At 58.8% G+C, this 13705-nt stretch carries 13 protein-coding genes, 1 tRNA gene and 2 pseudogenes; 10 read left to right on the top strand and 6 right to left on the bottom strand.

Translation table 11 applies throughout. The features are described 5' to 3' along the window. Together BR71_RS23600 and BR71_RS25140 are read left to right on the top strand one after the other, a co-directional pair. Window positions 1–187: pseudogene (locus tag BR71_RS23600) on the top strand (IS3 family transposase); the annotation flags it as partial. 55 nt (window positions 188–242) lie between these two features. Further along, a pseudogene (locus BR71_RS25140) lies at window positions 243–416 on the top strand (integrase core domain-containing protein); the annotation flags it as partial. Window positions 417–534: 118 nt separating this feature from the next. Here the strand turns inward: BR71_RS25140 and BR71_RS12970 are convergent. Continuing rightward, the gene (locus tag BR71_RS12970) at window positions 535–1803 is read right to left on the bottom strand and encodes an ammonium transporter (RefSeq protein ID WP_370624293.1); all 1269 of its coding nucleotides are present in this window, start codon (window positions 1801–1803) and stop codon (window positions 535–537) included. Between the two features lie 74 nt (window positions 1804–1877). Beyond that, window positions 1878–2216, bottom strand: coding sequence for a P-II family nitrogen regulator (gene glnK / locus BR71_RS12965; RefSeq protein ID WP_043591378.1), 339 nt, complete (start codon window positions 2214–2216; stop codon window positions 1878–1880). A gap of 312 nt (window positions 2217–2528) precedes the next feature. Between glnK and BR71_RS12960 the strand changes: the two genes are divergently transcribed. The 6 genes from BR71_RS12960 to BR71_RS12935 all read left to right on the top strand — a co-directional run bounded on the left by BR71_RS12960 (window position 2529) and on the right by BR71_RS12935 (window position 6812). Continuing rightward, window positions 2529–2816, top strand: coding sequence for an accessory factor UbiK family protein (locus tag BR71_RS12960; RefSeq protein ID WP_043637957.1), 288 nt, complete (start codon window positions 2529–2531; stop codon window positions 2814–2816). Window positions 2817–2821: 5 nt separating this feature from the next. After that, entirely contained in the window at window positions 2822–4330 is a 1509-nt protein-coding gene (locus tag BR71_RS12955) for a YifB family Mg chelatase-like AAA ATPase (RefSeq protein WP_043637954.1), read from the top strand. 149 nt (window positions 4331–4479) lie between these two features. Next, on the top strand, window positions 4480–5127 hold the full coding sequence (locus BR71_RS12950; RefSeq protein ID WP_244269626.1) for an SPOR domain-containing protein: 648 nt from the start codon (window positions 4480–4482) through the stop codon (window positions 5125–5127). 27 nt (window positions 5128–5154) lie between these two features. Continuing rightward, window positions 5155–5766 carry a thiol:disulfide interchange protein DsbA/DsbL gene (locus tag BR71_RS12945; RefSeq protein ID WP_043637948.1) on the top strand — a complete coding sequence of 204 codons (612 nt, stop codon included), beginning with the start codon at window positions 5155–5157 and terminating at the stop codon, window positions 5764–5766. Window positions 5767–5849: 83 nt separating this feature from the next. Then, entirely contained in the window at window positions 5850–6671 is an 822-nt protein-coding gene (locus BR71_RS12940) for an undecaprenyl-diphosphate phosphatase (protein ID WP_043637980.1), read from the top strand. A 64-nt stretch (window positions 6672–6735) separates the two neighbouring features. Next, a tRNA-Met gene (locus BR71_RS12935) sits at window positions 6736–6812 on the top strand. A 132-nt stretch (window positions 6813–6944) separates the two neighbouring features. Here the strand turns inward: BR71_RS12935 and purB are convergent. From purB to ffh, 3 genes are all read right to left on the bottom strand, one after another. Next, window positions 6945–8315: an adenylosuccinate lyase gene (gene purB / locus BR71_RS12930; RefSeq protein WP_043637946.1), complete on the bottom strand. Its 1371-nt coding sequence runs from the start codon at window positions 8313–8315 to the stop codon at window positions 6945–6947. A 65-nt stretch (window positions 8316–8380) separates the two neighbouring features. Beyond that, entirely contained in the window at window positions 8381–9277 is an 897-nt protein-coding gene (locus tag BR71_RS12925; RefSeq protein ID WP_043637942.1) for an ATP-grasp domain-containing protein, read from the bottom strand. A 49-nt stretch (window positions 9278–9326) separates the two neighbouring features. Further along, on the bottom strand, window positions 9327–10682 hold the full coding sequence (ffh, locus tag BR71_RS12920; RefSeq protein ID WP_043591367.1) for a signal recognition particle protein: 1356 nt from the start codon (window positions 10680–10682) through the stop codon (window positions 9327–9329). A 107-nt stretch (window positions 10683–10789) separates the two neighbouring features. Here ffh and BR71_RS12915 point away from each other — a divergent pair, with 107 nt between their 5' ends. Both BR71_RS12915 and BR71_RS12910 read left to right on the top strand, forming a co-directional pair. Continuing rightward, window positions 10790–11611, top strand: a complete 822-nt coding sequence (locus BR71_RS12915) for a cytochrome C assembly family protein (protein WP_043637940.1) — start codon at window positions 10790–10792, stop codon at window positions 11609–11611. 34 nt (window positions 11612–11645) lie between these two features. Further along, on the top strand, window positions 11646–12026 hold the full coding sequence (locus tag BR71_RS12910) for a ComEA family DNA-binding protein (protein WP_043637938.1): 381 nt from the start codon (window positions 11646–11648) through the stop codon (window positions 12024–12026). Window positions 12027–12079: 53 nt separating this feature from the next. On the opposite strand, the gene BR71_RS12905 is transcribed toward BR71_RS12910, so the two are convergent. Further along, the gene (locus BR71_RS12905; RefSeq protein WP_052370543.1) at window positions 12080–13525 is read right to left on the bottom strand and encodes a cryptochrome/photolyase family protein; all 1446 of its coding nucleotides are present in this window, start codon (window positions 13523–13525) and stop codon (window positions 12080–12082) included. Between the last annotated feature and the right edge of the window lie 180 nt (window positions 13526–13705).

Here is a 13705-nt window from a genome sequence, read left to right as displayed (position 1 = left end):
AACGCCGTGGCAGAGTCCTTCTTTCACAGTCTGAAGAAGGAGCGTATCCGCAAACGGATTTACAAAACCCGCGACTTGGCCAAGTCAGATGTATTCGATTACATCGAAGTTTTTTTACAATCGAATCCGCCGCCATAGTTACCTGGGTGGCATCAGCCCCGAGGCCTTTGAACGGGCTTCGGCGTGAGGCAGAAATTTGTCAACGGTAACGCTCACTTGGAAAGTTTTAAGGTCGGTTCCGGTCGGAATGCTTGAACCAGCATGCCTTCCGCAACCTGCTTGATGTCCGGCTGAAAATTGAAGCTTGGCGCCTGAATTACAACGCCGCCAGGCCGTATAGTGCGCTGGGTTATATGACCCCGGTCGAGTACCGGAAAAAACACCAACCCCAACCGGTCCAGGTCGCTAACTCATGACTGGGATACCAAGCGGGGGAAGGTCAAGAAATTAATAGTATTGCTAATAGTGTCCATACTACGCTAACTTATTGATTTGGAGTTTATAGTATGTATTTCGGGGGACAGTCCTCTGGATTTATTCGACGCGCTCCCCGTGCAGGATCACATCCAGTCCCTCGCGTTCTTCGTCTTCCGCGACGCGCAGTCCAATCGCTACATCGATTAGCTTCAGCAGGATGAAGGTGACGACGGCGCAATAGGCCGCGGTGACGCCCACGCCTAGCGCTTGAGCCGCGAGGCTGCCTTCCGCGCCGCCGATTTCTTTTACCGCGAAGACACCGGTGAGCAAGGCGCCCAGGATGCCGCCGATGCCATGTACGCCGAAGGCGTCCAAAGAGTCGTCATAGCCCAGCATGTGCTTGAGTCCGGTGGCGCCCCAGAAGCACACCACGCCGGCTGCCAGGCCGATAATCAGAGCGCCTTTGACGTCGACGAAGCCGGCCGCGGGCGTGATGGCGACCAAGCCGGCGACAGCGCCCGACGCAATGCCCAGCACCGAAGGCTTTTTCTTGGTAAGCCATTCGGCAAACATCCAGGCCAGCGCGGCGGCGGCGGTGGCTAGCTGGGTAGTGACCATGGCCATGCCGGCGCGGCCGTCCGCAGCCGCGGCGGAACCCGCGTTGAAGCCGAACCAGCCCACCCACAGCATTGATGCCCCCACCAGGGTCAGCACCAGGTTATGGGGGGGCATCGCTTCCTTGCCGAAACCGACGCGCTTGCCCAGTACCAAGGCGGTTACCAAGCCGGCGATACCGGCGTTGATGTGCACTACGGTTCCGCCGGCGAAGTCCAGCACGCCCTTGTCCGCCATCCAGCCACCCGGCGCCCAGACCCAGTGCGCCACCGGCACGTAGACCAGCAAGGACCACAGGGCCATAAAGACCAGCATGGCGGAAAACTTCATTCGCTCGGCGAAGGCCCCGGTGATCAGCGCGGGGGTGATGATGGCGAAAGTCATCTGAAAGGTCATGAACACCGATTCCGGTATGGTCCCGGCCAGCGGATGTACCGCCAATTTGCCGGCGTCTTTCAGGTAAACCATGCCGTCCAGCATCACGCGGCTCAAGTCGCCGAGATAAGGCGTGCCGACGGTGAAGGCCAGGCTGTAGCCGATGACGGCCCACAACACCGTGATCAGCGCGGTGATGGCGAAACTTTGCATCAGCGTCGCCAACACGTTTTTCTTGCGCACCATGCCGCCATAGAACAGCGCCAGGCCGGGAATCGTCATGAACAGCACCAAGGCGGTGGAAATCAGCATCCAGGCGGTGTCGCCGGCGCTGATGCTCTTGGCGTCGGCAATCGCCGGGCCTGCCGGCGCGGCGGCGAACGCCAGCGGGGCCATTAGGCCCAAGCCGGCGAGCTGAATGGTTGCGAGCAGTTTTTTCATTGTCGTTTCCCCTAAGTCTCTATTGCGGTTCAGACCGCGTCGGCGCCGGTTTCGCCGGTGCGGATGCGCACCACTTGCTCCAGGTCGTAGACGAAGATCTTGCCGTCGCCGATCTTGCCGGTGCGGGCGGATTTTTCGATGGCTTCCACGACCTGATCGAGCAAAGCGTCGTCTATGGCGATCTCCAGTTTGACCTTGGGCAGGAAGTCCACCACGTATTCGGCGCCGCGGTAGAGTTCGGTATGCCCTTTCTGGCGACCGAAGCCTTTGACTTCGGTGACGGTGACGCCTTGCACGCCGATGGCGGACAAGGCTTCGCGGACTTCGTCCAGCTTGAAGGGCTTGATGATGGCAGAAACGAGTTTCATGACTGCTCCTTGGGTCTGATGATCCGGTGTCTTGAGGTGAGCGCTGCTGTCGCGTCAATACGCATGAATCGTGCCAGGCCGGATTGGCGCAAAAGAAAACGCTAAGATCATGTTGCAATGCAAAAAAGGTCTGTACTGGCCTTTTTGGCACTTTCCCGGTGCATGCGGCGCTGAGGTGCCGCACTGATTTGGTGCCGCGAAGGGCGCGGAGTTGGGATGGGGGATGCCAATGGGTACGCGCTGGCGGGTGGCGGACTTGGCTTTTTGCTACACTCTGCTCTGTTATCACTTATTCATTCAAGGAGCCGCGTCATGTTGAGCCAAAAGCTGTTCGAGGAAATCGGCAACAAGATCAGCGAAACTATTGCCGCCAGTCCGGCCAAGGACATCGAGAAAAACGTCAAAGCGATGATGGCCTCCACATTCAGCAAAATGGATCTGGTGACGCGCGAAGAGTTCGACGTGCAGCAGGAAGTGTTGGTGCGGACCCGAGAGAAGCTGGCTCAGCTGGAGCAGAAGCTAGCGCGCTTAGAGGCGCAGGTGTTCCCGGATGAGGCGCGAGCCACGGTAGAGGCCCAGTCAGAACTCGGTCACTCCTAAGCGACATGGCGCTGGCCGTGGTTGCAAGCCGGGCGCTGGCCGGAGTGGACGCGCCTGAGGTTGCGGTGGAAGTACATTTGGCCAACGGCTTGCCCGCTTTCACCATTGTCGGCTTGCCTGACCTGGAGGTGAAGGAAAGCCGGGAGCGGGTCCGCGCGGCAATCTTGACCTCTGGTTTTGAGTTCCCGGCCCGGCGCATCACCGTCAACCTTGCCCCGGCCGATCTTCCCAAAGACTCCGGCCGTTTTGACCTGCCCATCGCCATTGGCATTCTTGTTGCCAGCGGACAGGTACGTTGTCCCAAGTTGGCGGAATATGAAATTGCCGGAGAGCTGGCCTTGACCGGGGCTTTGCGGCCGGTGCGCGGGGCCTTGGCGATGGCGTGCAAGACGAGGGAAGCGGGGCGCGCCTTCATCTTGCCGGTAGCCAGCGCCAGGGAGGCTGCCGTGCTTGAGGGCATGCCTTTATATGGCGTGAGCAGCCTGGTTGAGGCCTGCGCCTTTCTCAACGGTCTCTCCGAGCTGGAGCCGTATCGACAAGAGGGTGGCCCATCCCGCTCGCTGCCTGATTACCTTGATCTGTTGGATATCAAAGGCCAGTCCTTGGCGCGCCATGCGTTGGAAGTGGCTGCGGCCGGGCGGCATAGCCTCTTGTTGATCGGGCCACCCGGCACCGGTAAATCCATGTTGGCCGCCCGCCTGCCCGGCATCTTGCCGGGCATGCCGGACGAAGAGGCGCTGGAAAGCGCGGCCGTGCGTTCTTTGGGGACCGATGGCTTCGCCCTGGACGATTGGGGCGTAAGGCCTTTCCGTGCCCCGCACCATACCGCGTCCGCGGTGGCGTTGGTGGGTGGAGGCAGTGACCCCCGGCCAGGGGAAATTAGCCTGGCGCATCATGGCGTTTTGTTTCTGGACGAATTGCCGGAGTTCGATCGCAAAGTGCTGGAGGTCTTGCGCGAGCCGCTGGAGGCCGGCGTGATCCACATCTCGCGCGCCGCGCGCCAAGCCAGTTTTCCCGCGCGATTTCAGCTGATTGCGGCAATGAATCCCTGCCCGTGTGGCTATCTTGGGCATTTCAGCGGAAAATGCCGGTGCACGCCCGAGCAAGTGGGGCGCTATCGAGGTAAAATCTCCGGTCCCTTGTTGGATCGCATCGATTTGCATGTTGAAGTGCAGTCCTTGCCTGCCGAGGCCTTGGTGGATGGGGCCGCCGGCGAGCCCAGCGCTTTGGTGCGTGAACGGGTGGAGTCGGCGTATCGTCGACAATTGGCTAGGCAAGGAAAGGCGAATGCGGGCTTGAGCGGGGCGGAGCTGGAGGCGCTTGGCGATTTTCACGCCGAAGGGCTGGCATTATTGCGGCAAGTTTTGGACAAGATCGGCTTGTCGGCGCGCAGTTATCATCGGATACTTCGGGTTTCCAGAACCATTGCCGATTTACAGGGTCAGGCTATGGTCATGCGGGAGCATGTGTTGCAGGCGATTCAATTACGACGCGCGGCAATGCCTAATGGCTAACAATAAATAAAGAATTGATCAATCCAGATAGTTTGTTGAACTATTTGATTAGTTAAAAGCGTAAGTGCTGCATGGCAAATCGAGATTTAAAAAATTCCTCCCGTAGTTCCCGTGGCCGTTCATCCAGCTCCAAAAGCGGAGGCGGCGGCATGGTGGCGGGCATCGTCATCGGTCTGATCGTCGGCGTTGCCGTCGCGGTTGGCCTCGCCATGTATCTGAATAAGTCCTCTACGCCGTTCAGCAACTTGGAAAAGTTGGATCGCAAAGCGGCCGGCGCTTCCGCGCCGCCGACGGAGCTGCTGGCCCCGGGCACGCGTATTGCGGACGCCGCTTCGGAAACCGTTACCGCGCCGGCCCCGGTGGCCAAGCCGGCTCAAGAGCCCCCGTCCGCTCCACCGCCGATGCCGGCGGAAGTTCCCGCCAAGCCGGCCGCCGCGCCGGCGGTCAAGGACGCGGGCAAGGAAGAGCAGCGCTTTGACTTCTACAAAATCTTGCCTGGCCAGGTGGACGCGGTGCCCGGCAAGAACGGCAAGGCGACGGAACCTTCTGCTCAGCAGGCGGCCAAAAAGGTCTACTTGCAGCTGGGGTCCTTCCAGAATCAGGACGAGGCGGACAACCTCAAGGCCAAGCTGGCTTTGTTGGGCGTGGAGGCCAAAATCCAGTCGGTGACTGTGCCGGAAAAGGGGCTGGTGCATCGGGTCAGGGTGGGGCCGTACAACCGTCAGGACGAGGTGGATCGGGTGAAGGCTCAGTTGAAGCAGGATGGCATTGGCGCGACAGTCGTCAAGGCGGAATAAACTCTTCCTCTATTTAGGGAATCGATAATGAAAAAGTGGTTATTGCTTTCGTTGATGCTGTTCAGCGGGCTGGCAAACGCGGCGATTGAGCTGGGCAAGGATTACACCATGCTGGCTACGCCGCAGCCGGTGGCGGATCCGAAAAAGGTGGAGGTCATCGAGTTCTTCTCTTACCACTGCATTCACTGCCTAGAACTTGAGTCGGCGATGAGCGCTTGGGAAAAGAGCAAGCCCGCGGACGTGGCGTTCTCCAAGGAACAGATCGTGTGGCAAAAGTCGATGGAAGGCTTCGTGCGCATGTTCTCCGCTTTCAAAACCACCGGCACCTACGACAAACTGCACCGCCCGGCTTTCGAGGCGGTGGTGAAGTCGCGCGTCAATCTGTCTGACGAGGGCGTGTTCGCCAACTGGCTCAAGCAGCAGAAGGGCGTTGACGCTGCCAAGGTGATGCAGGCGTACAAATCCTTTGGTGTGAACGCACAGGTGGCCAAGGCGGCCAAGATGACTCGCGATTATGCGATTCAGGGTACCCCGACAGTGATTATCAACGGTAAATACGTAGTGACACCGGTGGCGCCGGAGCGCATGGTGCAGGTGATCAACGAGCTGGTGGTCAAGGCGCGAGCCGAGAAAAAATAAGAATCGAGCAAGACGCTTGGTGAAGAAGGCAGCCCCGGGGCTGCCTTTTGCGCATATTAAACCTTGATGGGGGATGGATGGACATGGACTTGATGCTGTTGGCCAAGGCTTTATTGCTGGGCATCGTCGAAGGGGTGACGGAGTTTTTTCCGATTTCCAGCACCGGGCACTTGATTGTGGTGGGGGATCTGATCGGTTTTCAAAACAATGCGGACGTGTTTGAGGTGGTGATTCAGCTGGGAGCAATCCTGGCAGTGGTTTGGGAGTACCGCCAGCGTTTTCTGAGCGTGGCGCAGGGCGCTTTGCAGCGGGATGCCCAGTCGTTGCGCTTCATCAGCAACTTGTTGGTGGCCTTTATGCCGGCGGCGGTCATCGGTTTCTTCGCGATCAAGGCGATCAAGCACTATTTGTTCAACCCGCTGACCGTGGCGCTGGCCTTGGTGGTGGGCGGCATCATCATTCTGCTGGTTGAGCGCAGGCAGCGCGTGCCGCGGGTGAACAGCGTGGATGCGATGAGCTGGCAAGACGCCTTGAAAGTGGGGGTCGCTCAGGTGTTTGCCATGGTGCCCGGCACATCGCGCTCCGGTTCCACCATTATCGGCGGCATGTTGTTTGGCCTGGATCGCAAGGTCGCCACGGAGTTTTCCTTTTTCCTGGCGGTGCCTACCATGTTCGCGGCCACGTTCTACGATGTGTACAAGCATTGGCACCAATTCACCGCCGCGGATGTGCCGGTGATAGGCGTTGGTTTCATCGCGGCGTTCATCAGCGCTTTCTTCGCGGTGCGTGGTTTGATCCGCTATGTGTCCAGCCACAACTTCAATGCGTTCGCCTGGTATCGCATCGTATTCGGCTTGGTGATATTGGCCACATGGCAGTTGGGCTGGGTGGATTGGAGTGTTTGAATTGGCTCAAGATAGAAATATCTTGACAGCCAGGAGTGGCTTGTATAATATGCAACCTCTCTGACGCGGGGTGGAGCAGTCTGGTAGCTCGTCGGGCTCATAACCCGAAGGTCGTAGGTTCAAATCCTGCCCCCGCAACCAAATTCAAAAACCCAGCTTTCTTTTGAAAGCTGGGTTTTTTGTTTTCCTTCCAGTGGTCTGTCCGATCAATGGCCGCTGAATTAAAAAAACCGCCGGGTAACGGCGGTTTTTTTATTGCTCGAGCAGGCGTGATTAAATGCGCTTGGCCAGTTCCGATGCCTTGCCGATATAGCTGGCCGGGGTTAATTCCAGCAGGCGGGCTTTTTCCGTTTCCGGTAGTTCCAGGTTTTTGATGAAGGCATGCAAGGTTTCACGGGTGATGCCGCCCTTGCCGCGCGTCAATTCCTTCAACTGTTCGTACGGATTGGGCACGCCGTGGCGCCGCATTACGGTTTGCACCGGCTCCGCCAACAGTTCCCAACTGTTGTCCAGATCGGCGGCAATCGCCTGCGGATTGATTTCCAGCTTGCTCAAGCCCTTCAGGCAGGCTTTGAGGCCAAGAAGGGTGTAGCCGAAGCCCACGCCCATATTGCGCAGAACCGTGGAGTCGGTCAGGTCGCGCTGCCAGCGCGATACCGGCAGTTTTTCCGCCAAGTGGCCCAGGATGGCGTTGGCCATGCCCAGATTGCCCTCGGCGTTTTCGAAGTCGATCGGGTTGACCTTGTGCGGCATGGTGGAGCTGCCGACTTCGTCCTTCTTCACCTTCTGCTTGAAATAGCCAAGCGAGATATAGCCCCAGATATCGCGGTTCAGGTCGACCAGGATAGTGTTGACCCGCGCCAGAACCTGATACAGCTCGGCCATATAGTCGTGCGGTTCGATCTGGATGGTGTAAGGGTTGAAGGTCAGACCCAGGCCGGTGACGAAGCGGCCGCAGAAGCTTTCCCAGTCGATGTCGGGGTAAGCGACCAGATGGGCGTTGTAGTTGCCCACCGCGCCGTTGATCTTGCCGAGGATTTCCTGGTGTACCAGTTGTTCGCGTTGGCGTTTCAGGCGGTAGACCGTATTGGCCAGTTCCTTGCCCATGGTGGACGGTGTCGCCGGCTGGCCGTGGGTACGGCACATCATCGCGGTGTCGGCCAGCTCATGCGACAGTTTTTGCAGCTTGTGGATGACTTCGTCGATGGTGGGCAGCACTACGGTGTTGCGCGCGGTTTTCAGCATCAGCGCGTGCGACAGGTTGTTGATGTCTTCGGAGGTGCAGGCGAAGTGGATGAACTCGCTGGCCGCCATGACTTCCGGGTTGCCGGACAGACGTTCCTTCAGCCAGTACTCGATGGCTTTCACGTCGTGATTGGTCCGCGCCTCGATGGCTTTGACCTCTTCGCCGTGCTGTACGTTGAAGTTGGCGATCACGTCGTCGATTTCACGGATGGTGGCTTCCGAGAAGGAAGGCACTTCCTCGATGCCTGGCTCGGCGGCCAGCATCTTCAGCCATTCCAGCTCCACTTTAATGCGGAACTTCATCAGGCCGTACTCGGAAAACAGATTGCGCAAGGCCTCGACTTGGCCGGCGTAGCGGCCATCCAGGGGGCTTAGGGCGGTCAGCGTGGTCAGGTTCATGCTGGGTAGTTCCAAACGTGGGTTGCCGGTGTTTTGGCGGGTTGCGGTACAAAATCCCTTAATGCTCAACGCAGGCGTCGCGCGAGCGCCGCGGCCAACTCCTCCGCGGCTTGCGGCCGGAAGCGGAAAAACAGCTCCGGTTCGATCATTTCCAACTCCATGACCGCCAGGCGGCCATGGTTATCGCGAATCACGTCGACGCGCGCGTAAAGCACGTCGAAAGGCACTGCTTGCACGGCGGCTTCTGCAAAGGCGATTTCTTGCGCGTCGGCCTGATGCGGGTGCACCTGGCCGCCGTGGTCGTCCTGCACGCGGAAGTCGCCGGACTTCGGCGTTTTGCGGATGGCGTGGCTGAAATGACCATCGATGACGATCAGGGACAGCTCCCCCTGGGTCAACACGCTGTGTTGCATGGGTTGCAGCAACATGGCTTCTTGTTGGATCAGCTCGGCATACACACATTCCAGCGTTTCAGCGTTCGCCGGGGCGACGCGATAGGTGTGTCGGGCGGCGCCGGAGACGACCGGCTTCAAGATGGCGTCGTTCCAGCCTCGTTCCGCCAGTAGTTGGCGCAGTGTTTGCGGCGCGCCTTTCTCAATGTAGTGCGTGTCCACCGTATGAACAGCGTTTTGTTGCAGTTCGGCCAGGTAGTGTTTGTCCAGATTCCAGCGAATGAGCCCAATCTCGTTGAATAGCCGCGTTTGGCCGGCCGCGCGCGCCAGCCAGTCGGAAAACACGGGCAGGCGCTCGAAGTAATCCCAAGTGGTGCGGAACAGCGCGCAGCGCGCGCCGGCCCAGTCCATGTCTGGGTCGTCCCAGGCCAGACGACGAACAAGCAAACCCTGGCGCTGTAGCGCTGCCAGGACCAAGCCGTCCTCATGATGAACCTGGCGGCGATACCAGTCGCGGTCGTCCGGCAGCAGCAGGCGCGAATCGGTCAGAACGGCAACATCGAGCGACATCGAAATCCTTTTACATCAAGAAAAACGGGTGCCAGGCACCCGTTTCAGCTTACATGCCGGGCATCATGCCCTTCATGCCGCGAAGCATTTTCATCATGCCTCCCTTGGAGGAGAACTGCTTCATCATTTTCTGCGTCTGCTCGAACTGGTTCAGCAGCTTGTTGACTTCCTGCACCGTCACGCCGGCGCCGGCGGCGATGCGTCGCTTGCGGCTGGCTTTGAGCAACTCTGGTTTGTGGCGTTCTTGCGGCGTCATCGAGTTGATGATGCCTTCAATGCGGCGCATGGCTTTTTCCGCCTCCGCGCCCTGCACGCCTTTGGCCATCTGGCCCAGTTGCCCCGGCATTTTCTCCAGCAGATTGCTCATGCCGCCCATTTTCTTCATCTGCTGCATCTGGGCCTTGAAGTCCTCAAGGTCGAAACCCTTGCCGGATTTCAACTTCTTGGCCATGGCGGCGGCTTCGTCCTGATCGATGCCTTTTTGCACTTCCTCGATCAGTGACAGCACATCGCCCATGCCCAGAATGCGGCTGGCGATGCGGTCCGGGTGGAAGGGTTCCAGGCCGGACACCTTTTCGCCGACGCCGATGAATTTGATTGGCTTGCCGGTGATGTGGCGGACCGACAGCGCCGCGCCGCCGCGCGAGTCGCCGTCCATCTTGGTGAGGATGACGCCAGTCAGAGGCAGCGCTTCATTGAAAGCCTGGGCAGTGTTGACCGCGTCTTGGCCCTGCATCGCATCGACGACGAACAGGGTTTCCACCGGATTCAGCGCCGCGTGCAGCGCCTTGATCTCGGCCATCATCGCCTCGTCGATGGCCAAGCGGCCGGCGGTGTCGACCATCAGGACATCGAAGAAATGGCGCTTGGCGTGATCCACCGCGGCGCGGGCGATGTCGACGGGATTCTGGTCGCCGGAAGAGGGGAACCATTCGACTTCGACCTGCTGGGCCAGCAGTTTCAACTGTTCGATCGCGGCGGGACGGTAGACGTCGGCGGAGACGACCAGCACTTTTTTCTTCTGGGTCTCTTTCAGCAGCTTGGCGAGTTTGCCCACCGTGGTGGTTTTACCGGCGCCCTGCAGGCCGGCCATCAGTACGATGGCAGGGGGCACGGCCGCCAGATTGAGGGCGTCGTTCTTCTCGCCCATCAGTTTGGTCAATTCTTCATTGACCACGCCCACCAGGGCCTGGCCCGGAGTCAGGCTGCCGGCCACGTCCTGGCCCAGGGCGCGTTCCTTGACCTGGGCGATAAAGGTTTTGACCACGGGGAGGGCGACGTCGGCCTCCAGCAGGGCCATGCGCACTTCTCGCATCGCGTCCTGGATATTGGCCTCGGTCAAGCGCGCATTGCCGCGCAGATTTTTCATCACGCCGGACAGGCGGCTGGTCAGGTTGTCTAGCATGGTGCGTCCTTACTTCTGCCAACGGCTTGCCGGTTGGTGTAGACTCTCAAACTACTGATTTTACCACGAGCGGCCGGGCTGCACCCGGTTTTGATAAAACACCCGCCATGACCAGCTTCCTGCTCATACTTTCTATTGCGCTGATCCTCTCTTACGGGGTCTTCACCTGGCATTACTTCGCCAACTGGCGCGGCTTGGCTTGCTGGCCGCGCAAGCCGCGGCTGGAACACAGCCTATTGGGCGTGCTGCTGCTGCTGCAGGCGATTGCCGTGCTGTTGCCGCTGACTCAGGGGCCTTTGCTGTCTCTTGGCGTGGGCCGCGCGCTGTCGGTCATGGTGTGGATCATGCTGCTGATTTACTGGACCTGCAGTTTTTTCTATCGCGTGGAAGGTTTGCAGCTGTTCATGATGCCGCTGGCGATGGCAGCGCTGGGCTTCGCCTTGCTGTTTCCCGGCCAACACGTGGTTCAGGATCTGAGCAATCCGGCTTTTGTGCTGCATATTCTGGTGTCCTTGTTCGCCTATAGCCTGTTCGCCATCGGCGCCCTGATCGCCACTTTGATGCTGTTTTTGGAAAAGGCCCTGCATGATAAACGGGCGTCTCCGCTGCTTAGACAATTGCCGCCTTTGCTTTCCCTTGAAAAAATGATGTTCCAAGTGATTGGCGTGGGCTTTTTGTTGTTGACGGTTTCTTTGTTGACCGGGGTGGTGTTTTCCGAGGAAGTGCTGGGGCACGCCGCGGCGCTGACGCACAAGACCGTTTTCGCCGTGTTGTCCTGGCTGCTGTTTGGCGGCTTGTTGATCGGCCGTAAGTTGCAAGGCTGGCGTGGTCGGGTGGCGATTCGTTGGACTTTGGCTGGTTTCCTGTCCTTGGCGCTGGCTTACATTGGCAGCAAGGTCGTCATAGAATTGATCCTGCAACGCGGTTGAGGTTGCTCAGTCCTGTCTCACAAGGAGATCAATGATGAAAAAATTGTTAGCCCTGTTTGCCGCCCTGATGCTGATTTGCGGCACCGCTTTTGCCGCCGTCAATATCAACACCGCTAACCAGCAGGAGTTGGAGGCGTTGAACGGCATCGGCCCGGTCAAGGCCAAGGCCATTGTGGAATACCGCGCCAAACACGGAGCGTTCAAGAGTGTCGACGACCTGAAGAATGTCAGTGGGATCGGCGACAAGACCTTGGAAAAACTGCGCAGCGAGATCGCGGTCAGCGGAGCGTCCAGCGCTGCTCCGAAAGCGGCGGCCAAGCCCGGTGCCGCCGCCAAACCGGCTGCAGCGGCTGCCAAGCCGGTGACCGGCGCCAAGAAAGAAGCTTCTAAGCCGGCGGCCAAGAAAAAGTCCTGATGCTTGTCTGGCAACGGTTTGCAGGAAACAACGCCCGCTGATGCGGGCGTTTTTCATTGCTTGCCGAAGAGTGCCAACGCCAGCTGCCGCTGCTCGGCGTGGTCGACGATGGGAAGCGGATAGTCTCGGCCCAGTTTGAAGCCTTCCGGCAGCGCCTTGGCTTGCCAGGGGGCGTGAATCGCCTGATCGTTTAGCGCCGCCAGCTCCGGTACGTATCGGCGGATGAAGCGCCCATCCGGGTCGAATTTCTGCGATTGAGTGACCGGGTTGAAGATGCGGAAATAGGGCTGTGCGTCACAGCCGGTGGAAGCGGCCCATTGCCAGCCGCCGTTGTTCGACGCCAGATCGAAATCCAGCAGTTTCTCCGCGAAATAGCGTTCTCCCAGGCGCCAGTCAATCAGCAGATCCTTGACCAGAAAGCTGGCGGCGATCATGCGCAGCCGGTTGTGCATATAGCCGGTTTGGTTCAGTTGTCGCATGGCCGCATCAATCAGCGGATAACCGCTTAGTCCTTTCTGCCAGCTTTCCAACCAGTCCAAGCGATTGGGAAAGGGCAGGTCGCGGTATTGCGGCTTGAAGCTGTGAGTGGCCGCATCCGGGAAGTGCCACAGCAGTTGCTGATAAAACTCCCGCCAGATCAACTCCTTCAGCCAGCACATTGCGCCTTCGCCGCCGTCGAAGTTGGCGAATTGCACCAATTGGCGAATCGAGATGGTGCCGAAACGCAAGTGGGTGGAGAGGTAGGACACGCCCTTTACGCCTGGATAGTCTCTCTGTTGATGGTAGCGTTGGATGCGTTGCTGGCAAAAATCGGCAAACAGTTCTTTTGCACCGGATGCGCCCGCTGCCAGCAAGCAAGGCTCGGTCTGGGCAAATCCTAGTTCTTCAAGGCTGGGCATGGCCGGCGTACCCGCTGGGGAGCGTAGTCGGCCGGTCAGCGACGGCACCGTCAGCGCTTGGCTGTGCTGTGGGCTCAGCTTCTTGAGCCAGGCATTGCAATACGGGGTAAACACGGTGAATGGCTTTCCGCTGGCCGTGAGCAACTCGTCCCGGGCGAAAATGACCTGGTCCTTGTAGGCGTGAAAGGTCTTGCCCATCGTCGCCAAGGTTTGGGCAACCATGGTGTCTCGCCGGCGCGCATAAGGCTCGTAATCCTCGTTCGCGTAAACGGCATCGGCACCTAGCTGCGCTGCCAGCCTGGGGATAATGTCCTCGGCGGGTCCCGTTTCGCACCACAGATCGCCGCCCGCCGCGCGCAGGGTATCCTGAATCTCCCGCAAGGACTGCCAGATGAAGCCGAGGCGTCGATCGGTGGGGGGGAGTGTGTTGAGAATATTGCTATCGAAAACAAAGACGCATTGAACCGGCTGCCCCGAGGCAAGCGCTTGCCGCAACGCGTGGTTGTCTTCCAGGCGCAAATCGCGTCTGAGCCAGTAAAGCACGGCGTTGCTGGCAGGGGGATTTTTTTCGGTTTGATTGTCTGACAATGTGTGGTCCATTTGTATGCCTGATAGTTTGTTGCTTTTTTGCACCAAGTTACCGCTTGTGTTGCATAATTGCATCTGAATGGTTGCGGTGTTTAGGGGGTAGGTTCATGTAAAACAATGCCTTGTGATGATGGTGTTGTTTTTTTGAGTGATTTTTTGTCGAAAGTACATGCTGTTTTTGTTTTTTCGCAA

It is taken from the genome of Chromobacterium haemolyticum DSM 19808 (assembly GCF_000711885.1).
Classification (GTDB): domain Bacteria; phylum Pseudomonadota; class Gammaproteobacteria; order Burkholderiales; family Chromobacteriaceae; genus Chromobacterium; species Chromobacterium haemolyticum.
This window is presented reverse-complemented; position numbering and strand designations above follow the sequence as displayed.